The sequence below is a fragment of the Fundidesulfovibrio sp. YSD1 genome (assembly GCF_055397115.1).
In genome coordinates this window covers 2,740,905-2,760,340 of record NZ_AP043666.1, presented here as the reverse complement: position 1 = coordinate 2,760,340, position 19,436 = coordinate 2,740,905, and the positions used below count along the sequence as shown (strand labels likewise).

Annotated in this window: 18 protein-coding genes; 7 read left to right on the top strand and 11 right to left on the bottom strand. The window is 68.4% G+C overall.

Translation table 11 applies throughout. From position 1 onward, the window contains the following. The first annotated feature begins 133 nt into the window (after positions 1–133). From ACZ5V4_RS12905 to ACZ5V4_RS12890, 4 genes are read left to right on the top strand one after another with little or no spacing between them, the layout of a single operon-like run. On the top strand, positions 134–730 hold the full coding sequence (locus ACZ5V4_RS12905) for a hypothetical protein (protein ID WP_464315268.1): 597 nt from the start codon (positions 134–136) through the stop codon (positions 728–730). Next, positions 730–1,575, top strand: a complete 846-nt coding sequence (motA, locus tag ACZ5V4_RS12900) for a flagellar motor stator protein MotA (protein ID WP_464315267.1) — start codon at positions 730–732, stop codon at positions 1,573–1,575. The genes ACZ5V4_RS12905 and motA (ACZ5V4_RS12900) overlap by 1 nt, the downstream gene beginning before the upstream one ends. A 28-nt stretch (positions 1,576–1,603) precedes the next feature. Further along, complete coding sequence (locus ACZ5V4_RS12895; RefSeq protein WP_464315266.1) at positions 1,604–2,362, top strand: flagellar motor protein MotB; 759 nt, start codon at positions 1,604–1,606, stop codon at positions 2,360–2,362. Further along, entirely contained in the window at positions 2,362–5,844 is a 3,483-nt protein-coding gene (locus tag ACZ5V4_RS12890) for a response regulator (protein WP_464315265.1), read from the top strand. The genes ACZ5V4_RS12895 and ACZ5V4_RS12890 overlap by 1 nt, the downstream gene beginning before the upstream one ends. On the opposite strand, the gene ACZ5V4_RS12885 is transcribed toward ACZ5V4_RS12890, so the two are convergent. From ACZ5V4_RS12885 to rplU, 5 genes are all read right to left on the bottom strand, one after another. Further along, positions 5,784–6,470 carry a response regulator gene (locus ACZ5V4_RS12885; protein ID WP_464315264.1) on the bottom strand — a complete coding sequence of 229 codons (687 nt, stop codon included), beginning with the start codon at positions 6,468–6,470 and terminating at the stop codon, positions 5,784–5,786. The genes ACZ5V4_RS12890 and ACZ5V4_RS12885 overlap by 61 nt on opposite strands. Before the next feature lie 84 nt (positions 6,471–6,554). Further along, the gene (motA, locus tag ACZ5V4_RS12880) at positions 6,555–7,415 is read right to left on the bottom strand and encodes a flagellar motor stator protein MotA (RefSeq protein WP_464315263.1); all 861 of its coding nucleotides are present in this window, start codon (positions 7,413–7,415) and stop codon (positions 6,555–6,557) included. A gap of 24 nt (positions 7,416–7,439) precedes the next feature. Then, a complete protein-coding gene (locus ACZ5V4_RS12875) occupies positions 7,440–8,423 on the bottom strand; it encodes a flagellar motor protein MotB (RefSeq protein ID WP_464315262.1) in 984 nt (327 codons plus the stop codon). Between the two features lie 195 nt (positions 8,424–8,618). Beyond that, positions 8,619–8,888 (bottom strand): 50S ribosomal protein L27, encoded by a 270-nt coding sequence (gene rpmA, locus ACZ5V4_RS12870; RefSeq protein WP_464315261.1) that lies wholly within the window; start codon positions 8,886–8,888, stop codon positions 8,619–8,621. A 10-nt stretch (positions 8,889–8,898) separates the two neighbouring features. Next, complete coding sequence (gene rplU / locus ACZ5V4_RS12865) at positions 8,899–9,210, bottom strand: 50S ribosomal protein L21 (RefSeq protein ID WP_464315260.1); 312 nt, start codon at positions 9,208–9,210, stop codon at positions 8,899–8,901. 256 nt (positions 9,211–9,466) lie between these two features. Between rplU and ACZ5V4_RS12860 the strand changes: the two genes are divergently transcribed. Both ACZ5V4_RS12860 and ACZ5V4_RS12855 read left to right on the top strand, forming a co-directional pair. Next, positions 9,467–10,270: a FlgO family outer membrane protein gene (locus tag ACZ5V4_RS12860; protein ID WP_464315259.1), complete on the top strand. Its 804-nt coding sequence runs from the start codon at positions 9,467–9,469 to the stop codon at positions 10,268–10,270. A gap of 29 nt (positions 10,271–10,299) precedes the next feature. After that, positions 10,300–11,115 carry a hypothetical protein gene (locus ACZ5V4_RS12855; protein ID WP_464315258.1) on the top strand — a complete coding sequence of 272 codons (816 nt, stop codon included), beginning with the start codon at positions 10,300–10,302 and terminating at the stop codon, positions 11,113–11,115. 6 nt (positions 11,116–11,121) lie between these two features. Here the strand turns inward: ACZ5V4_RS12855 and ACZ5V4_RS12850 are convergent, their stop codons facing one another. The 4 genes from ACZ5V4_RS12850 to ACZ5V4_RS12835 are packed head-to-tail and all read right to left on the bottom strand — an operon-like array spanning position 11,122 to position 13,693. After that, positions 11,122–11,868: a phosphoribosyltransferase family protein gene (locus ACZ5V4_RS12850; RefSeq protein ID WP_464315257.1), complete on the bottom strand. Its 747-nt coding sequence runs from the start codon at positions 11,866–11,868 to the stop codon at positions 11,122–11,124. A 28-nt stretch (positions 11,869–11,896) separates the two neighbouring features. Further along, positions 11,897–12,523, bottom strand: coding sequence for a flavodoxin family protein (locus ACZ5V4_RS12845; RefSeq protein ID WP_464315256.1), 627 nt, complete (start codon positions 12,521–12,523; stop codon positions 11,897–11,899). Positions 12,524–12,539: 16 nt separating this feature from the next. Further along, on the bottom strand, positions 12,540–13,166 hold the full coding sequence (locus ACZ5V4_RS12840; protein ID WP_464315255.1) for an MBL fold metallo-hydrolase: 627 nt from the start codon (positions 13,164–13,166) through the stop codon (positions 12,540–12,542). Next, positions 13,163–13,693 (bottom strand): nitroreductase family protein, encoded by a 531-nt coding sequence (locus ACZ5V4_RS12835; RefSeq protein ID WP_464315254.1) that lies wholly within the window; start codon positions 13,691–13,693, stop codon positions 13,163–13,165. Before ACZ5V4_RS12835 ends, ACZ5V4_RS12840 begins: the two co-directional genes overlap by 4 nt. A gap of 98 nt (positions 13,694–13,791) precedes the next feature. Between ACZ5V4_RS12835 and ACZ5V4_RS12830 the strand changes: the two genes are divergently transcribed. Beyond that, complete coding sequence (locus ACZ5V4_RS12830) at positions 13,792–16,200, top strand: diguanylate cyclase domain-containing protein (RefSeq protein ID WP_464315253.1); 2,409 nt, start codon at positions 13,792–13,794, stop codon at positions 16,198–16,200. 420 nt (positions 16,201–16,620) lie between these two features. Here ACZ5V4_RS12830 and ACZ5V4_RS12825 read toward each other — a convergent pair whose 3' ends face one another. Continuing rightward, positions 16,621–19,086 (bottom strand): heavy metal translocating P-type ATPase, encoded by a 2,466-nt coding sequence (locus ACZ5V4_RS12825; protein WP_464315252.1) that lies wholly within the window; start codon positions 19,084–19,086, stop codon positions 16,621–16,623. 12 nt (positions 19,087–19,098) lie between these two features. Continuing rightward, on the bottom strand, positions 19,099–19,392 hold the full coding sequence (locus tag ACZ5V4_RS12820; protein ID WP_464315251.1) for a metal-sensitive transcriptional regulator: 294 nt from the start codon (positions 19,390–19,392) through the stop codon (positions 19,099–19,101). Between the last annotated feature and the right edge of the window lie 44 nt (positions 19,393–19,436).

The window sequence follows — 19,436 nt, the reverse complement described above, 5'->3', positions numbered from 1 at the left end:
GCCCGGAGGTATAACCTGTTGGCCAGAAGAAACAATCCTCCCGCCAGGACGCGCCGCCACACGCTTCTTGCCTGCCCGCTCCGGGGCGTGCTATCCGCAGGGCGTAATTCCAACAGACATCCGGGGTTGAGCCGTGGAGGAATCAAACAGGCGAAAGGACTACAGGGTCCTGGTTCCGGGCGAACTCATCGAGGAGTTGGCCCTCTGGCCCTGCCCCGAGCAGGAATACGTCCGCCTGGGCGTCGAGAGGTTGGGCAGGCCCGAGTTCGCCCTCTCCTCGCGGGGGCCGGGGAGCCTTGCGGTGTCCGACCTCTCCATCCGGGGCATGGGCCTTCTCGTGAACGCGCCGGACGAACTGCCTCCCGGCCTTGCCGGGGCCACGGCCCTCTTCGCCTACATGCGCCTGGCCGACCCGGACAGCTGGGACCCCCACGGGGTGCTCAGCGTATTCGTCTACTGCTCCCTGGTGCGCACGGCGCGGCAAGGGGGCTCGCTTTTCCTCGCGTTGCGCTTTTTGCGCTTCGCCGTGGCGTCCCGCCTGGACAAGTCCTTGGATTTCCTGGACGCCCAGTCCTGCGGCGTCAACTCTCTGGCCAGATGGTGCGACAACGTCGCCAGGGGCCTCTACCACCCCGAGGCCCTCAAGCGCCCCGGCCTGGACATGGACGACCTGCTGGGCGAGATAGAACGGGCGCTGTCCAGTCCCGGCGGCGCCCCGAAGGAGTCCTGATGATCGCTTTGCTTGGCATATTCGTGGTGGTCGCGTGCGTCGCCGGAGGCTACTGGGTGGCCGGCGGCAAGTTCGGCGTGCTCTTCCAGCCCGCCGAAATCCTGGTGATCGGCGGCGCGGCCCTTGGCTCGTTCCTCATCGCCGCCACCCGCTCCACCCTCTCGGTGGTGCTCGCGAACCTGAAGGAGATCTTCTCGGGCCAGCACTACTCGCGCGAGGACTACGCCGAGGTCCTGAGCCTCCTGTCCCGGCTGCTCATCAAGATCAGGCGCGAGGGCCTGGCCAGCGTGGAGCAGGACATCGAGCACCCCGAATCGAGCGCCATCTTCTCCACCCACCGCCGCGTGCGCCAGGACGAGCAGGCCACGCGCTTCATCTGCGACACCTTCAGGGTCTACCTGGTCACGGGGGAGCCCGGCGAGATCGAGGGCATCATGCACGCGGACATCGAGTCCATGCACGCGCTCTCCTCGCTGCCCGCGTACAACATCTCCAAGGTGGCGGAATCTCTCCCGGGGCTCGGCATCGTGGCCGCGGTGCTCGGCGTGGTGCTGACCATGCAGAAGATCACCGCCCCGCCCGACGAACTGGGGCACTCCATCGGCGCGGCCCTGGTGGGCACGTTCCTGGGCGTGCTGCTCTGCTACGGGTTCATAGGCCCCATGGGCACCAAGCTCGAGAACCGCGCCCAGGAGCGCGAGGCCTTCTTCGGCGTGATCCGGGCCACCATCTCGGCCACGGCCCACGGGGCCACGCCCATGATCGCCATGGAGTTCGGACGCCGCAGCGTGCCCGAGATCTACCGGCCCACCTTCGAGGAACTGGAGAAGATCATCCGGGGCTGATGCGCCCGGGCGACCAAGGACCACGCGCATGAAGGGCCAAAAGAGCACGTTCGCGGCCAAGCCCGCCACAAGGCGGCACCGGGCCTTCCACGGAGGGAGCTGGAAGGTGGCCTACGCCGACTTCGTCACGGCCATGATGGCCTTCTTCCTGCTCATGTGGATCCTGAACATGATCCCCAAGGACGTGCAGAAGGCCCTGGAAACCTACTTCAAGTCCGATGGCGCGCCCGGCATCGGGGCCATCCACCCGGACCTGCCCCACACCGGCCCGCCCGAGACCAAGGCCGTGAAGCTCAGCGAGGAGCAGGCCGCGCGCTACGCCATCGCCATGCGCTTCAAGAAGATCATCACCGAGGACCCCTTCCTGAAGACCAGCTCCGGCGTCAGCTCCGACGACACGGGGGTGCTCCTGCGCGTGAACAACTCGCTCATGTTCAAGCCCGGCTCGGCCGAGCTCGCGCCCGAGGCCAAGAAGATCGTCGGCGAAGTCCAGGACGTTCTGCGCTCCTTCAACCTGAACCTCGTGGTGCGCGGCCACGCCCTGCCCGGGGAGTTCACGGGCGGGCCGTTCCCCTCCAACTGGGAGCTCTCGGGAGCGCGCGCCGGGGCCGTGGTGCGCGCCCTGCTCGAGGACAAGGCCATCTCCCCGGGGCGCATCCGGGCCGTCTCCTACTCCGACACCCTGCCGCTGGTGCCGCCGCTCAGCCCGGACAGCGAGGCCGTCAACCGCCGCGTGGAGTTCTATTTCCACCGGCCCGACGTCATGAACCGCAACGTTGTGAACTGATGCCCGCGAACCCGTCGCTCGCGCCCAGGACGAAGGTCTTCCTGATCCTGGCCGCCATCGCGGCCGGGACCATCGCGCTCTCCCTGGGCCTGGCCAGACTCTTCCACGCCGAGAGCGTGGAGGCCGTCCAGGAGCGCGACATCGCCAGGACCCTGGAACTGGCCTCCTCGCTCATCCGCGACCGCTACGGCGACCTCTCCGACAAGCGCCTGGATTCGATCATGGACAAGCGCTCGGCCCTGCGGCGCGAGCTGGGCCTCTACCTGGCCGAGGTCGAGGCGCTCCATTCCCTGGAGCTTCGCGGGACGATGACGCGCGCCCAGGCCCAGGCCGCCGCCGTGGAGACGGCCCGCCTGGCCTCGATCAAGGCGGGGGTGAACATCTTCGCCTTCGACGAAGGCTTCGCCGGGGTGGTGCACTCGGATCTGTCGCTGGCCGGGATGTCCTGGAAGGGGCTCAAGGGCGTCACCGGGAGCGGCGCGCTGGAAAAGGCGGCCCAGGTGGTGGCCCGCGACGGCTCGGACACCCTGCTCCTGTGGTGGCCCGGCGGCGACTCCGGGGTGGAGTCCAAGCACTTGGCGCGCCTGGCCTTCTTCGCCCCGTGGGGCTGGCACGTGGGCGCGAGCCTGGATTACGGCCGCCTGGAGGCCCGCGCCGTCCAGGACCGCAACCAGACCGTGCGCGACATCGTGGACTCGCTGGCCCGCATCCGCATGGGCGAGACGGGCAGGCTCTTCATCATGGACGCCCAGAGCCTGGCGTTCCTCCTGCCGCCTCCCGGCGGGGTCCCGCCCGAGTTCGCCGCCTCCCTGGAGCAGGCGTCCAGGCAGGCCCAACACCCCCTCGCGCGCGTCCCCTGGGGCGGGCCTGGCGCGGGCGGGATGGCTTTCGCGGTGTCCATCCCCGAAACGGGCTGGCACGTGGGCATGACCATGGAATCGCGCGAGCTGGGCCAGGCCTCCATGAACCTCGCCTGGCGGGAGGGCCTCGCGTTCGCCCTGGCCCTGGCCCTGGCCCTGGCCCTGGCCTGGGCAGCCGCCGGGCGCATCACGCGCCCGCTCTCCCGGCTCGCGGGCCTGGCGGCCGGCATCGACCCCGCCCGGGGGGCCTCGCCGGAGACCATCGCCGGGCTGCGCAGGGCCGCCCAGGAGGAGCGGGGCGAGGCGGGCGCCCTGGCCAGGGCCGGCGCGGACATCCTGGAGTCCCTGGGCACGACCGTGCGCGAGTTGGAGAACGCCTCCCAGGGCCGGGAGCGCTCCTCCCGCGAGCTCGACGACTCCAAGCGCGAACTGGAGCGGCTGAACGCCGAGCTTGAGAGCCGGGTCCGCCTGCGCACCGCCGCCCTGGAGGCGGCCAACCAGCGCCTGAAGAACAGCGAGGCCCGCTACAGGGGCCTGTTCACCGATTCGCCCGTGCCCTTCCTGGAGCTGGATTTCTCCGCCCTGGCGGCCTTCATGCGCTCCCCCGAGGTGCTGCCCGTCTGCGACCTGGAGGCGCTCTTCAGGAACAACCCCGACTTCGCCGCCGACTGCGCCAAGCTGGTCGGCGTGCTCGACGCCAACCCTGCGGCGATGGAGTTCGCCGGGGCGGCCAGCAAGGCCCTGCTGGTGGAGAAGATGGACTCGGTGCGCATCCCCGAAGCCTTCGCGCTCTTCTCGGGCATGGACAAGGCCCTCTCGGAGGGGGCCGCCTCCTACACCTGCGAGCTGGCGGTTCCCTCCCCGGGGAGGGAGCCGCGCCACTGCGTGGTGACCCTCAGGCCCCTGCCCGGCCACGAGCGCAGCCTGGACAGGGTGGTGGCCGCCCTCCAGGACATCACCGACATCCGCCGCGGCGAGGAGCGCCTGCGCGCCGCCCACGAGGAGGCCCGCGCCGCCAGCCGGGCCAAGAGCGAATTTTTGGCCAACATGAGCCACGAGATCAGAACGCCCATCAGCGCCATCCTGGGCCTGTCGGAGCTCTCCAGGCGCCAGACCGATCCGGCCAAGACCCACGTGCACCTGAGCATGATCTCGGAGGCCGCGCAGTCCCTGCTGGACGTGGTCGCGGACGTGCTCGCCCTCTCGCGCATGGAGTCGGGCAGGCTGGTGCTGGACGCGAAGCCGTTCGAGCTTTCCGACGCGCTCGAGAAACCCCTCGCGGCAGCTCGCGCGCAGTGCAGGCAGAAGGGCCTCGACTTCGAGCAGGACATCCCCGGCGACCTGCCCGGCCCCCTCCTCGGCGACCCGGCGCGGCTCGGCCAGCTGGTCTCCAAGCTGCTGGACAACGCCGTCAAGTTCACCCCGGCCGGCAGCGTGCGCTTCACGGTGGCGGCGAGCCCTTCCGGGGCGGGCGTCACCCTCCTCCTCCGCGTGCGCGACACCGGCGAGGGCGTGCCCCCGGACCAGGCTGGGGCCATCTTCGAGAGCTTCCGCCAGGCGGATTCCTCCTTCTCCAAGAAATACCAGGGCGCGGGCCTGGGCCTGACCATCTCCCGGGAGCTGGCCGCGCTCATGGGCGGCAGGATCTGGGTGGAGAGCGAGCCCGGCTTCGGCAGCGAGTTCTGCTTCGAGGCCGATTTCGCCCTGGCCGGGCAGGCGCGGAACCTTCCGCCCGAGCCCGCGCCCGAGCCCGCGCGCGAGGCCGCGCGCGAGGCCGCGCCGCGAACCGGCGCGGGCGAGCGCGCCGAAGCCGGGGAGGAGCCCACGGCGCGCGCTCCCGAGAGCTCCCAGTTGGAGGGGAACGGCCAGCCCGTGAACTCCCCGGCCGGGCGGGAAGCGCCCCGCGAGAAGGCCCGCAGGCTCCTTCGCGTGCTCGTGGCCGAGGACAACCCGGTCAACCGCCACGTGTTCACCGAGTTTTTGACCTCGCTCGGCCACGAGGTGGCCACGGCCTCGGACGGCCACGAGGCCCTGGAGGCGGTCGGCGCGGGCGGAGTCGATTTCGTGTTCATGGACGTGCAGATGCCCAGGCTCGACGGCGTGGAGGCCGTGCGCCGCATCCGCGACGGCTCGTGCGGGAGCCTGGCGGCTGACCTGCCCGTGGTGGCGCTCACGGCCTACGCCCTGGACGGCGACCGCGAGCGCTTCCTGGAGGCGGGCATGACCGGCTACCTGTCCAAGCCTGTGACGCTCGACGCCCTGAAGGAGGCCCTGCGCGCCTTCGACCCGGACACCGCGCCGGAGAGGGACGTCGAGGGCGGCCCAAGGGAAGAACTCGAGCCGCTCATGGCCGAGTTCGCGGCGTACATCCGCATGCGCGCGGACGAGGCGGGGGATTTCCTGGCTGCTGGGAACCTGGCCGAGGCGGCCAAGGCGGGTCACGACGTGAAGGGGTCGTCCATGGCCTTCGGCGTGCTCCCGGTGAACAAGGCCGGGGCCAGGCTGGAGGCGGCCTCGCGCGAAGGCGACGCGAGGGCCGCCGGGGAAGCCCTGAAAGCGGTCTACACGGCCCTTTCGGAACTGGAGAACGCCGCGCCCGCGAGCCCCCTCTCGATGGCGTAGACGATCATCTCGGCCGAGGTCCTCGCGCCGATCTTGCGCTTGATGTTCACCTTGTGCGCGTCCACGGTTTTGGGGCTCAGGTCGAGCTTCGAGGCCACCTCCTTGCAGGTGAGCCCGGAGGCCACCAGCGAGAGCACCTCCCGCTCGCGCTCGGTGAGCACGTCCGCCACGGCCGAGGCCGTGGCGGCCTGCCCCGAATTCACGAAGGAATCTATGAGCATCTGGGCGATCTCGGGGCAGACGTAGGGGCTGCCCCCGGCCACTGTCTCGATGGCGGCGGCCAGCTCGTCGCCCTTGACGTTTTTCAGCAGGTAGCCGTCGGCGCCGGCGGAAAGGGTCCTGCGCACGAGATCGGGCTCCATGTAGGCCGTGAGCGCCAGTATCCCGGTGGCCGGGCGCAGGCGCTTGATCTCGGCGATGGCCTCGGCCCCGTCCTTGCGCGGCATGGAGAGGTCCATGAGCACCACGTCGGGCTCCAGGGTCATGGCCAGTTCCACGGCCTCGACGCCGTCGCAGGCCTCGCCCGCCACCTGGAGGTGGGGGTGCGCGGCCAGCAGCACCTTGAGCCCCTTGCGCAGTATCTCGATGTCCTCGGCCAGAAGAATACGGATGGTCGCATCCGCCATGATGCCCTCCAGGGAAACGCTGCCTTTTCCATAGGCGTTCGCGTCCCTGGCGGCAATGGGAATAAGGAGAAAAGCGGGCGGGGGCTACTTGCCCTTGGACGCCTTCACGGCCTCCTCGAGCTCGGCGAAGCTCGGGCGGTGGTGGTTGGGGATGGCCCGTCTGCCGGCCTCCAGGGCCACGGGCGGAGGGTTGCCGCCCACGAACGCGGCCAGGGCGCACTTGACCACGATCAGACAGTGCTCGCCCTCCTTGGCCTTGGCCTCCATGCTCGCGGCGATGGGGCCGACGATGCCGTAGCACATGAGCACGCCCAGGAACGTGCCCACCAGCGCCGCGCCGATGTGGTGGCCGATGACCTCGGGCGGCTCGCTGATGACGCCCATGGTGATGACCACGCCGAGCACCGCGGCCACGATGCCGAGGCCCGGCAGCGCGTCGGCCATCTTGTTCACGGCCCCGGCCGGGGCCACGGCCTCGTGGGAGTAGGCCTCTATGTCGGCCTCCATGATGTTCTCGAACTCGTGCTGCTCGATGTTCACGGTGGAGAACACGCGCATGGTGTCGCAGACGAACTCCACTATGAACTTGTTGGACTTGTCCTTGAGGAAGGTGGTGAAGATCTGGCTCGATTCAGGGGCCTCGATGTCCTTTTCGATGGCCACCAGGCCCTCGCGGCGGATCTTCATGAAGAGCATCGAGAGCATGATGAGCATGTCCAGGAAGAAGGCCTTGCTGGTCTTGGAGGAGCCGAACACGCTCCCCAGGCCCTTGAGCGCGCCGATGACCACTTCCTTGGGATTGCCGAGCACCAGCGAACCGAACGCCGCGCCGAAAATGATGACCAGTTCCGCAGGCTGCCAGAGCACGCTGAAGTTGCCATGCTCGAGCATGTAGCCGAGGATGACCGCGCCAAAGACCATGGCTATGCCGATTATGGCGAACATAATCTCTCTTCGCTGCCTGCCGGTTTACTGTTTGCCCTTGATGGATTCGTCGTAAAGCCTTTCTATCTGCTGGTCCAGGATTTCCCGCTTCTCCCGGGGGATGGGCGACGCCGGGGGCGGAGGCGGCGCGGGCGGCTCCTGGGGCGTGGCGAAAATGTTGGCCGGCTTCTTGGACTCGGCCTTGCCGTTTCCGGGCTTGGCCTCCTCCTTGGGCGGCTTGGGCAGCTCCACCACCAGGCGGATGCGCCTGTTCTTGGGGTCCAGGGGCTTCTCGGGCAGAAGCGGGCGCGTGGCCGCGAAGCCCGCCACCATCCCGACGGAGTCCTGGGCCACGCCGTTCTTTTCGAGCTCGCGCCTGGCGGCCGCCGCCCGCTCCGTGGAGAGCTCCCAGTTGGTGAAGCGCTCCCCGGCGTAGGCGTAGGCGTCCGTGTGGCCCTCGATGGTCAGCTTGCCCTTGGACGCCTTGGCCGCCTGGGGGGCCACCAAGGCCATGGCGCGCCTGGCGTCCTGGGTGAGGTCGGCCTTGCCCAGGGCGAAAAGCGGCTTGCCCTTGGTGTCCTCCGTGACCTCGATCACCAGCCGGTCCGCCTCGGTCTTGACGATGATCTGTTCCTTGAGGTCCGGGGCCTCGGTCTCGATGGCCTCCTTCACGGCTTCGGCGGCCTTCTGGGCCTCGGACTTTTCCTGGGCCGGGCCGGCGGGCGTCTCGGAGATGGGCTCCACAATGGCCGGGGGGTTCTGGGGCTGGGCGATCTGGGAGAGGTCCGCCGCCGGGACGAGCCCGGGCTTGCCGCCGGTGTCCAGGAGGCTGAAGGACTGGAAATACTGGGCGATCTGCTCGCGCTTCTCCACGGTGACGGAGTTGACCAGCCACATGACCAGGAAGAACGCCATCATGGCCGTGACGAAGTCGGCGTAGGCCACCTTCCAGCTGCCGCCGTGGTGGCCGCCGTGGCCGCCCTTCTTCACCTTCTTGATGATGACTTTCTTTTGTTCCTTGTCCGCCATGGGCTCCCTTCCGTGGGATAATCACCGAAAATCAATGCAAGACGCGAGCCATGCAAGAGTTGCCGGACCCGGCCCCAAGATATAGGTCCCGCCGCTCCGCGAGGCAAGCGCGCCGGGCAGGGCCTGCGGACGGCGAACGAAAAAAGGCGGCCCATACGGACCGCCCTTTCTCGGAACGATGTCTTGAGGCGTCCGCTACGCCGCGGCAGGGACCACGCAGACGCGGGTCTTGACCTTGCGGTTGCGGATGTACTTCTCGTAGGAGACGGTGCCGTCCACCAGAGCGAAAAGGGTGTAATCCCTGCCCAGGCCGACGTTCTCGCCGGGATGGAACTTGGTTCCCAGCTGACGCACCAGGATGTTGCCGGCCTTCACGACCTGGCCGCCGTAGCGCTTCACGCCCCGGCGCTGTCCGGCGCTGTCGCGGCCGTTGCGCGAGCTGCCGCCTGCTTTTTTATGAGCCATGGTGAGCCTCCTAAGCCTGGATCGCCTTGATCTTCAGGGTGGTAAGGTCCTGGCGGTGGCCGGTCTTCTTGTGGGAGTCGTTGCGACGCCACTTGTGGAAGACCACGATCTTGGGGCCGCGCACGTGCTCGACGACCTCGCAGGTCACCTTGGCGCCGTCCACGTAGGGAGCGCCGACCTTCAGGCCACTGTCCTGGCCGACCAGGAGCACCTTCTCCAGGGCCACTTCGGCGCCGGCGTCAACCGTGAGCTTCTCAACGGTGATTTTGGCGCCCTCGACGACGCGGTACTGCTTACCGCCGGTTTCAATAATAGCGTACATGATAGACCTCCGCAAACGGGGAAGCAGTTCTTAAGAGGCGGACAAAAAAATGTCAACCCGTTTTTCGGATAAATGCGGATCTCGCCCGCGCGGGCGGTGGGCGCTTCCTCCCATGCCTCCCCTTGCTTCGCTCCGCGCGGGAAAGGTAGGGCAACTGGAAACTCTTTTGCCAACCCTTCCAATTCCTTACTCGTTCTGCTAATCGTCGCAGGCCTTTCAGTGAATCCCACGCGACATTCCGAAACAAGGAATCGGCATGAAGGCAATCAAAACAGATAGACGGGCTGCGTCGGTAAAGCGTGCTCCATCTTCGATGGCTCTCCTAACCGTCCTCTCCTTACTTGTTTCGTTCTGCATCACTTGTCAAGCATTGGCCGCACAGGAACAGGACAACGGCCCCATCAAGATCGCTATCCTGCAATTCGATTCGCTGAGCTCGGACGTAAAAGACAGCAACAAGGGTAAGATGGTTTCCGAATTCATGATAACGTCCGCAGTGAACATCGGAGCCTATGATGTCGTCGAGCGGGAAGCCCTGATGAAGATCCTTGACGAGATGGAGTTCGGGGCGCAGGGAAAAAGCTACTCTTCAGTCGCCCAGAAGATCGGCCAACTTTCCGGAGCGAAGTACGTCATATCCGGGTCCATCACGGGATACAACGACGCCATCCGCATCGACGCCCGCCTCATAAGGGTCACCGACGGGAAGATAGAGGCGGCGCATGGGTCCTTCACGAAAAACGACCTGGAAAGCATCTTCAACGCATCCAGGTTCATTATCGAAAAGCTCACGGAACTTTGCACGCCGACCACCGCGAAGATGGTCATCGGGCAAACCGCGTGGACCGCTCCGGAGGCAATGCTGGTCGGCAAGGACGAAAAGCTGTGGCTGAGCCCCAACTACAGCGTCCGGATGGAAAGAAATCCTAAATCCTGCCTTTCCGTCAAACGCATGGAGTCCGGATTCGAGGTCAACGTGACAAACTGCAACATGAAGTGGAAAACCCGTGACGACATAGACACGAAGCAACTGCTTCCCGTTGCGAACATCATTTACTGATACTGAACGCACACATCCGCGAGACTACGATGCACGCACTCCGCCAAGCCCTTGCATACGCCTCATGCCTGCTCCTGCTGCTTACGTTCGCCCTGCCGCCCGCCATGGCCCAGCAAGCGACCATCCCAAAGGGCCTCATCGACGACGGCACCGAGGAGAAACCCAAACCGAAGCCCGCACCGAAGACCGAAACACCGCAGCCCAAGCCGGCGGCTCCAAAGCCCAAACGCGTCGAGCCGGCCGCGGAACCCGTTCAGGCGGCCAAGCCCGCCCCCGCCAAGCGCGACGAATACACGACCGTATACACTGACGATTTTACCTCACCCGAGTTGACGTGGCCGGAGGTTGACACGAAAGACGCAACCATTCAGAAGCGGCACAATGGATACTACATCGCCCACAAGCGGTCAAAAGAGAGTTGGGTAACGTACAAATCGCTCGGATTCCGTCCAGACGACGATTTCGTGCTCGAAACGAAAATAATGAAGATTGATGGAACACAAACGCATGGATATGGAATAATCTGGGGGTACAACAAAGAACCGAGAAACTACTATCGTTTCACAATCACTGGAAATGGATCATACTGCATCGACAAGGTCATGGACGACAAGTACTCTGTCATCCAGGATTGGACTCCTTCGCCACACATCGTCAAAGGAAATGCGAGTCTCAACACTCTGACAATCAAGAAAACAGGCGACACAATCAACTTCATCATCAACGACAACCAAGTCGCCACGATGAGATATGAAAGGCCGAGCTACGCCAAGTGCGGGTTTTCCGTGGCCAACAGCCAATCCATCGAGGTCAAATCCATCACGTTCAAATCGAAGACGCCCTGATCCGCGTCAATCCCGGGCGAGAACAAGCACCTCCACCCGCGCGGCCCCGGCGGCGCGAAGCGCCCGGGACGCGGCCTCCAGCGTCGATCCCGTGGTCATCACGTCGTCCACCACGAGCACGTTTTTTCCTCCCACGAGTTCCCTCTCCGCCCTGAACGCCCCGGCCAGGTTGGCCTTGCGCGCCCTGGCCCCGAGCCTGCTCTGGGCCGTGGTGGCCCTGGTCTTGGCCAGCGCGTACGGCGCGAACCCCACGCCGAGCCCGGAAGCCACGGCCCGGGCCAGCTCCGCGCCCTGGTTGTAGCCGCGCGCCCAGAGCCTGCGCCAGTGCATGGGCACGGCGGCCACGACGTCCGGCCCGTGGGGCGAGAACCCGTCCACGCGCCCTCGGTGCAGGCGGTAGGCGTGCAGGGCCAGGTCGCCGAGCAGGGCCGCGCCCCGCAACCTGCCGCCGAACTTGAACCCGAGCACCGCCTCGCGCAGCGCGCCCCCGTACTCGCCGAAAAAGCCCATGGCGTCCCAGGGCCTGGGCTCCACGCGGCAGCGCCCGCAGCGCGTGGGCGCGCCCCACGGTTCCCCGGCCAGCTCGCCGCAGCCCGGGCAGTAGCCGCCCGTCCTGGGCGTGAACTCCCGCGAGCACGGCCCGCAGAGCCCGGGCCCGCCGGTGACTGCCCCGCAGAAGAGGCAGCGCGCCCCGGTCAGCTCCAGGACGAGCGCCCTGGGCACAAGCCTCGCGCAAAGGTCGCGCCAGTCCACGGGGCCTACCGCCGGAGCTTCGCCGCCTTCACGGCGCGGCACCGTTCCAGGCGTCCGAGGCGTAGCGGGCCACGCGCGCAAGCGTGGCCTCGTCCCCGGCCAGGTCGCCGGGGCCGTCGAAGCCGGGCAGGCAGAGCGGTTCGGCCAGGGCCGCGTTGAAGGGCTTGAGGAAGTAGCGCAGGGTCAGAAGCGACCCCTCGAAGAGCTTCTCCCCCCTGGGTCGCCCGGACACCAGGCAGGCGAAGGCCTGCCTGGTCTCGAGCGCATTCAGCACCGGGTCTCCCGCCAATTGCGCCGCGTAGTAGCGCTGCGCCCGGTCGATGAAGCCCTTGAACGCTCCGGGGAGGTGGTAGAAGTAGATGGGGGCCGTGAAGAAGAGCATGGGCGCGCGCACGATCAGCGCGAAAAGCGCCTCGGCCTCGTCGCGCTCCATGAGCACGCAGGCGTGCCCCACGCTTCTCGCGCAGGCCTGGCAGCCCCTGCAGGGCAGCACCGCGTGGTCGCGCAGGTGCGTGACCCTGGCCTCGACCCCGGCCGAGGCGAGCCCCCGGGCCAGGGCCTCGGCGGCGGCGTCGCTGTTGCCGCCCTTGCGCGGGCTGCAAGAGAGGACCAGGGGCGAGGCGTCGCGGCCGGGATTTCTGACGATGCTCTCCATGCCCGCCCCCTTGGCGTCAGGCCGTGAAGTCGCTGAAGTAGGGGTTGTGCAGCATCTCCTCGCCCACGGTGGTCTCCAGGCCGTGGCCGGGGTAGATCACGGTCTCGGGCGGCAGGGTGAAGATCCTGGTCTTCACGGAATCGAGGAGCGTCTGCATGCTCCCGCCCGGAAAATCCGTGCGCCCGACGGCCCGGTAGAAGATCACGTCCCCGGCGAAGACGACGCCCGCCCGAGGGAAATGGTACGAGAGGCTTCCGGCCGAATGCCCAGGGGTCGCGAGCACCCGGCAGTTCTGTCCCAGAAGCTCGATCTCGCCCTCTTCGAGGGGCCTGAACTCGAAGTCCTTCACCTTGGGGAAGCCCATGAACCCGCCCCGGCCCAATTCGCTTTCCATCAGGTAGGCGTCCCCGGCCCCGGCCAGCACTGGCGCGCCCGTGGCCTCGGAGAGCCTGGCCGCGCCGTAGACGTGGTCGAAATGCAGGTGCGTGAGCAGCACGTGGGTGAGCGCAAGCCCGTTGCGTTCGAGGTACTTGAGCATGGGCGCGGGATCGCCGCCCACGTCCACGGCCACGGCCGATCCGCCCTCGCTGGCCAGGTAGCTGTTGGTTTCCAGGGGGCCGATGGCGAAAGTCTCTATCTTCATGCGTCCTCATCTCCCACGGGCTCCACAAGGAGCGCGTCCATGGGCTTTCTCTCCGAGGAACCGCGCTTGGCGGGCCTGCCCACGGCCAGCACGGCCATGAGCTCGAGCTTGTCCTCGTCCAGGCCCAGCGCGGCGGTCACCTCGGGTTCACGGTTGATGATCTCGCCCAGCCAGACCGCGCCTAGCCCCAACGAATGCGCGGCCAGGAGCATGTTCTGCAGGCAGGCCCCGATGCCCTGGAGATCCTTGGCGCGGTTGTAGACCGTGCCCTTGTCCAGGAACACGCAGAAGAGCGCCCGGGCCTGGCGCACGATGTGGGCGTACTTGGTGTGGGCGGCCAGGGCCTCCTGGCGCGGCTCGCCCGCGCGCACCACCAGAAACCGCCAGGGCTGGTTGTTGAGCCCGCTGGGGGCCCAGCGCCCGGCCTCGAGCACGGCGGCCATCTCCGCCCCGGTCACGGGCTCCGCCGTGTAGGAGCGGACGCTGCGGCGCGAATGGATCGCCTCGAGCACAGGATTGCCGGTCATTGCTTGTTCCTCATGAGCCCGGCCTATAGCCCACGGCGCGAGGGCGCACAACCCCGCGCCCCTTGCCGCGCGCCCTGCCTGGCGCTACAACCCGGGACATGCGAGAAACCACCCCTCCCCTGCGCCCCTCGGGCGCCCGCCTGACCCGCCACGACCTCATCGCCGGCGAGCACGCCCTGAAGGACGCGCTCCAGGCCTTCGTGGATTTCAAGTCCTACAGCCTGTACTTCCCGCCGCCGGACACGCCCGGCGAGGAGCTGGAGGCGGTGTGGCTGCGCGGGGAGAAGAAGCTCCTGCTACCCCTGCGCCTGGACGGGGAGCTCATGGGCATGTTCATGGCCAGGGGGGTCAAGGCCGGGCCGGGCAAGGGCGCGCTGGCCATGCTCGTGGGCGCGGCCTCGCTGTGCCTGGAGAACCTCCTGCTGGCCAAGGCCTGCCGCACGGACCCGGTCTCGGGGCTTTTGAACCGCCAGTCGCTCCAGGCGGCCATGGAGCGCGAGATCGAGCTGGTGCAAGCCTGCATCCTGCCGGGCTCGGCCGACTGCCTGGACGCCCCGGGCGAGGCAAGGGGCGGCTTCGGGCTCGCGCTCTTCGACGTGGATTTCTTCTCCTGGGTCAACCAGAACTACGGCTACCTCTTCGGCGATTCCATCCTGGCCCGGCTGGGAGCGCTCCTGGCCGCCACCGCCCCGGGCGACGCCCTGTGCGCCCGGCTCGGCGAGGACGTGTTCGCGGTGCTCATGCCCGGGGCCTCGGCCTCGCGCTGCCAGGATCTGGCCGAGGCCTTCCGCGCGGCCGTGGCCGAGGAGGTCTTCGAGTACCCGGTCAACGGCGAGCGCATCCGCCTGACCGTGAGCGCCGGTTTCTCGCTCTACCCGCGCGACCTGCACGGCGGGCAGCTGGCCGCACCCACGGGCGAGGCCGCGCGCATCCTGGTGCAGAAGGCGCGCAAGACGCTCTCCTGCGCCAAGGACCTGGGGCGCGACCAGGTGATGAGCTTCTCGCGCCTCCTGCGCGAGGGCGGGCAGGTGCTGGAGCGCCTGCCGCTGGGGCGGCTCGCCGTGAGCCTCGGGCGCGCCGTGGACGCCAAGGAGGGCCAGCGCTACCTGGTGTGGTCGCCGCGCGCGGGCGGGGCGCACCCGCTGGTGCGCGGGGGCGAGCACCGCGTTTCCGGGCGCTACCCGGCCATGGTCAAGGGCGAGATCATCCTCATGGAGACCCAGGAGGACGTGTCCTTCGCCGAGGTGCTGCACCTCACCGACACCGCCTGGGACATCGAGCCCGGCGACCGCCTGCTCCTGGCCCAGGACCCGGAGGACCTCTTCGCGGCCGACGCCGAGCCCGCCGCGCCGCTGCAGCGCGACATGGTCAGCGGGCTTTTGGGCCACCGCGACTTCATCCGCCACCTGACCATCGCGCGCGAGGCCCAGAGCGTGTTCAGCCTGGCCCTGGTGCGCCTGCCCGACAGCGGCAAGGACCGCCAGGGCCAGGGCCTGTCGCCCGCCGAGGCCCGCGTGCAGGAGGTGGCCGCGCTGTGCCGCGAGGCCTTCGGGCAGGAGGCGCTGGGCGGGCGCTTCTCCACGGGCAGCCTGATCCTCTACGTGCCCGGCCACGACCCCGTGGCCCTGCGCTCCCGCTTCGAGGCCCTGATGGTTGCGGCCGAGGCGCGCCTGGGGCTCAGGCTGGCCATCGGCATCGCGGGCTATCCCTTCCTCAATTTCGGCAAGGCCGACGTGCTGGAGAACTGCCGCAAGGCCCTGGACCACTCGCTGCTCCTGACCGAGGGACAACGCCTGGCCGTGTTCGACTCCATCTCGCTGACCATCAGCGCGGACAGGCTCTTCACCGTGGGCGACGTGTACGGGGCCATCGAAGACTACAAGCTGGCGCTCCTCGCCGACGAGGGCAACCTGCTGGCGCGCAACTCCCTGGGCATCTGCCTGGCCAGGCTCGGGCGCATGCCCCAGGCCAAGGCCGAGTTCGAGCGCGTGCTGGCCAAGGACCCGAAGAACGTCATGGCCCTCTACAACCTGGGCCACGCCTGCCACCGCCTGGGCGAGGAGGCCTTGGCGCGCAAGGCCTTCCAGCGCTGCCTGAAACTCAATGCCCAGGACGTCTACAGCCTCTTGCGCCTGGGCCGGATGGCCGAGGAGTCCGGCAAGCTCGCCAACGCGCGCAAATACTACGAAAAGGCCGCCGCGCTCCCGCCGGGCAGGGGCATGACCATGCGCCACCTGGCGCGCGTGGCCCTGGCCCAAGGCCGCGCGGGCGAAGGCCGCGAGTTCCTGCACCAGGCCCTGGTGCACGACCCCAAGGACGCTTTTTCGCTGAACCTCCTGGCCCGGCTCTACCTGGACGAAGGCGAAGACCCGGCCATCGCCGAGGCCCTGGCGCGCCAGAGCGCGGCCCTGCGGCCCGACCAGAAGCAGTTCTGGCGCGACCTCTCCCGGGCCCTGGACAAGCAGGGCAAGACCGAGGAGGCCAGGCAGGCCATGGCCCGCGCTTAGAGGCACAAGACTGGAGAGGGCGCTGCCCTCTCCAAACCTCTCCCGCCAGGGGGATGATCCCCCTGGACCCTCAATGGCTTCGCGGGCATCACCGCCCACCTGAAATAATCGAATGCCCCGTGAGCCGCGCAAAAGCGCGGCTCACGGGGCATTCGAATTGTTTGAATAATTAACCCCTCGCCGCTTGCGGCGACGGCGGTCCGCCGGGGCAAGCGCCGCCTTGGGCGCGGTCCCGGCGGTTCCCTCCCCGCGCCCCAGGCGTCTGCGTCACCGGCTCCCTGGCCCACCGCAACTTGTCCGCGCCCCGGTCCGGGCCAGCCGGTGAAGCCCGCGAAGCTGAACGCCGGGGTCTGGGGGCAGGCATCTGCCCCCAGCGGGTGCAGGGCGGAGCCCTGCTCTTCTCTTCCCCCTCTTACTCTCTTACGCCTTGAACAGGCGCAGCCTGAGCGCGTTGGACACCACGGACACCGAGCTCGCGGCCATGGCCGCTCCCGCGATCATGGGGGAGAGGGTCGGCCCGCCGAACGCGTGCAGCAGCCCTGCGGCCACGGGGATGCCCAGCACGTTGTAGGCGAAGGCCCAGAACAGGTTCTGCCTGATGTTTCGCACCGTGGCCTTGGAGAGCGCCAGGGCCGTGACCAGCGAACGCAGGTCGCCGCGCATGAGCACCACGTCGCCGGTCTCGATGGCCACGTCGATGCCCGTGCCCATGGAGACGCCCACGTCGGCCTCGGCCAGGGCCGGGGCGTCGTTGATGCCGTCGCCGACCATGGCCACCTTGAAGCCGCGCGCCTTGAGCTCGCGGACCTTCTCGGCCTTTCCCTCGGGCGTGACCTGGGCGAAGACCTCCTCCACCCCGGCCTTTTCAGCCACCGCGCGCGCCGTGCGCTCGTTGTCGCCCGTGAGCATCACGGTGAGCACGTTCATGGCCTTGAGCCTGGCGACCACTTCCGCCGCCTCGGGGCGAAGACCGTCGGCCACGGCCAGCACGCCGAGCGCCCGGGTTCCGGCCGCCACGAAGAGGGGCGTCTTGCCCTCGGCCGAGAGGCGCTCGCCCGCGTCCAGGAGCTCGCGGGGCATCTCCACGCCTTCACCGGCCAGCCACTGCGCGCGGCCGACCAAGGTGCGCACGCCGCCGGTCACGGCGGCCACGCCCTGGCCCGGGACCGCCTGGGCGTCGGAGGCCGGGGGCAGCGCGAGCCCTCGCGCCTGGGCCGCTCCCACCACGGCCTGGCCCAGCGGGTGTGCGGAGAGAGCCTCGACTGCCGCCGCGCGGGCCAGCAGCTCGGTCCCGGCAACGCCCTGGGCGGGTACGGCGTCGGTGAGTTCGGGCTTGCCCTGCGTCAGCGTGCCGGTCTTGTCCAGGACCACGGCGTTCACCCCGGCTGCGGCTTCCAGCGCGCCGCCGCTTTTTATCAGCACGCCGAGCGCCGCGCCCCGGCCAGTGCCCACCATGATGGACGTGGGCGTGGCCAGGCCCATGGCGCACGGGCAGGCGATGACCATCACCGAGACGAAGATGCGAAGCGAGAAGCCCCAGCCTTCCCCGGCGGCCAGCCAGGCCAGTGCGGAGAGCGCGGCCAGGGCCATGACGGCGGGCACGAAGTAGAGGCTCACGCGGTCGGCCAGGCTGGCGATGGGGGCCTTGGAGCCCTGGGCTTCGCGCACCAGGCGCACGATGCGCGCGAGCACCGTGTCCCGGCCCACGCGCTCGGCGCGCACGGTCAGCGCGCCCAGGGCGTTGAGCGTGCCGGAGGAGACGCGGTCGCCCGGGTTCTTGGCCACGGGCACGCTCTCGCCCGTGAGCATGGACTCGTCCACCTCGGAGGCCCCTTCGGCCACCACGCCGTCCACGGGCACGCGCTCGCCCGGGCGCACCAGGAGCATGTGCCCGGGGCGCACCTGGCTCACGTGCACGGTCTTTTGTTCGCCGTCCTCGACGAGCGTGGCCGTGTCCGGGGCCAGGGCCACGAGCGCGCGCACCGCCTCGGTGGTGCGCGCCTTGGAGCGGGCCTCGAAGTACTTTCCCAGGCTGATGAGCGCCACGATCACGGCGGCGGACTCGTAGTAGAGCTGGTGCACGGTGTGCTGCGGGTCGATGCCGAGAAGAATCTCGGCCGTGCTCCAGAGGGACGCCAGGAAGGCAGCGCCCGTGCCCAGGGCGATGAGCGAATCCATGTTCGGGCCGCCGCGCAGAAGCGCGGGGACGCCGTCCAGGTAGAAGCGCCGCCCCAGCCAGAGGAGCGGCGCGGTGAGCGCGAGTTGCAAGAGGGCGTAGGCGGCCGGGGACGCGTGCGGAGAAATGGCGTCCGGCAGGGGCAGGCCGATCATGGGCCCCATGGCCAGCACCAGCACCAGGGCGCCGAGGATCAACTGGGGGGCGAGCATCCTGCGCTGCGCCTCCAGGCGGGCCTCGGCCTCCCTGCGGCGGGACTCGAAGAGTTCCTCGTCCTCGTCGGGCAGAGGTTCGGCCGTGAAGCCGAGTTCCTGGATGCGCCCGATGACCACGTCCAGGGGCGGGCCTCCGGGCGAAAGCTCGAGCTCACCGGTCTCGTCGGCCAGGTTCACGCGCATGCCCGCCACGCCCTCCATGCCGCCCACGGCCTTCTCGATGCGGCTGGAGCAGGAGGCGCAGTGCATGCCGCCGATGGCCAGGCGCGTTACCGACGCCGGTTTCGGGGGCACGAGCTCGAAGCCCAGGTCCTTGATGCGCGCGGCCATGTCGTCAAGCGTCACCTTCGCGGGGTCGAAGCTGACCTGCATGGTCTCGGAGGCCAGGTTGACCACGGCCTCGGCCACGCCGTCCATGGCCCCGACCACGCGCTCGATGCGCCCGGAGCAGGACGCGCAGTGCATGCCCCTGATGGCTACGGTGCGTTTTTCCATGATCGTTTCCGCCTATTTGAGGAAGCGCGAGAGCGCGGTTTTGACTTCGTCCAGCAGTTCCTCTCGCGTCAGGGGTTTGGCGCTCTCGTGCTCGGAGCCCGTGCCGTGGCCGAGCACGCACGTCTCCAGGTGTTTCGTCAGCAGTTCCACGCCCAGGGCGTCCAGGGCCGAGCGCGCGGCCGCGATCTGGTTCAGGATGTCCACGCAGTAGCGTTTCTCGGCGAGCATGCGCTCGATCCCGGCCACCTGGCCCGAGACGCGCCTGACCCTGTCCATCAGCTTCTTTTCCGGCGAGCAGCAATCCATGGGAATCCTCCAGGAGGGATACCCCCTCGGGGTATAAAGATACC

What these genes read in the sequence shown, in the direction of transcription:
- motA (WP_464315267.1), top strand. Translation starts at nt 730, where the DNA reads ATGATCGCTTTGCTTGGCATATTCGTGGTGGTCGCGTGCGTCGCCGGA.
- ACZ5V4_RS12895 (WP_464315266.1), top strand. Translation starts at nt 1,604, where the DNA reads ATGAAGGGCCAAAAGAGCACGTTCGCGGCCAAGCCCGCCACAAGGCGG.
- ACZ5V4_RS12890 (WP_464315265.1), top strand. Translation starts at nt 2,362, where the DNA reads ATGCCCGCGAACCCGTCGCTCGCGCCCAGGACGAAGGTCTTCCTGATC.
- ACZ5V4_RS12885 (WP_464315264.1), bottom strand. Translation starts at nt 6,470, where the DNA reads ATGGCGGATGCGACCATCCGTATTCTTCTGGCCGAGGACATCGAGATA.
- motA (WP_464315263.1), bottom strand. Translation starts at nt 7,415, where the DNA reads ATGTTCGCCATAATCGGCATAGCCATGGTCTTTGGCGCGGTCATCCTC.
- ACZ5V4_RS12875 (WP_464315262.1), bottom strand. Translation starts at nt 8,423, where the DNA reads ATGGCGGACAAGGAACAAAAGAAAGTCATCATCAAGAAGGTGAAGAAG.
- rpmA (WP_464315261.1), bottom strand. Translation starts at nt 8,888, where the DNA reads ATGGCTCATAAAAAAGCAGGCGGCAGCTCGCGCAACGGCCGCGACAGC.
- rplU (WP_464315260.1), bottom strand. Translation starts at nt 9,210, where the DNA reads ATGTACGCTATTATTGAAACCGGCGGTAAGCAGTACCGCGTCGTCGAG.
- ACZ5V4_RS12860 (WP_464315259.1), top strand. Translation starts at nt 9,467, where the DNA reads ATGAAGGCAATCAAAACAGATAGACGGGCTGCGTCGGTAAAGCGTGCT.
- ACZ5V4_RS12855 (WP_464315258.1), top strand. Translation starts at nt 10,300, where the DNA reads ATGCACGCACTCCGCCAAGCCCTTGCATACGCCTCATGCCTGCTCCTG.
- ACZ5V4_RS12845 (WP_464315256.1), bottom strand. Translation starts at nt 12,523, where the DNA reads ATGGAGAGCATCGTCAGAAATCCCGGCCGCGACGCCTCGCCCCTGGTC.
- ACZ5V4_RS12840 (WP_464315255.1), bottom strand. Translation starts at nt 13,166, where the DNA reads ATGAAGATAGAGACTTTCGCCATCGGCCCCCTGGAAACCAACAGCTAC.
- ACZ5V4_RS12835 (WP_464315254.1), bottom strand. Translation starts at nt 13,693, where the DNA reads ATGACCGGCAATCCTGTGCTCGAGGCGATCCATTCGCGCCGCAGCGTC.
- ACZ5V4_RS12830 (WP_464315253.1), top strand. Translation starts at nt 13,792, where the DNA reads ATGCGAGAAACCACCCCTCCCCTGCGCCCCTCGGGCGCCCGCCTGACC.
- ACZ5V4_RS12825 (WP_464315252.1), bottom strand. Translation starts at nt 19,086, where the DNA reads ATGGAAAAACGCACCGTAGCCATCAGGGGCATGCACTGCGCGTCCTGC.
- ACZ5V4_RS12820 (WP_464315251.1), bottom strand. Translation starts at nt 19,392, where the DNA reads ATGGATTGCTGCTCGCCGGAAAAGAAGCTGATGGACAGGGTCAGGCGC.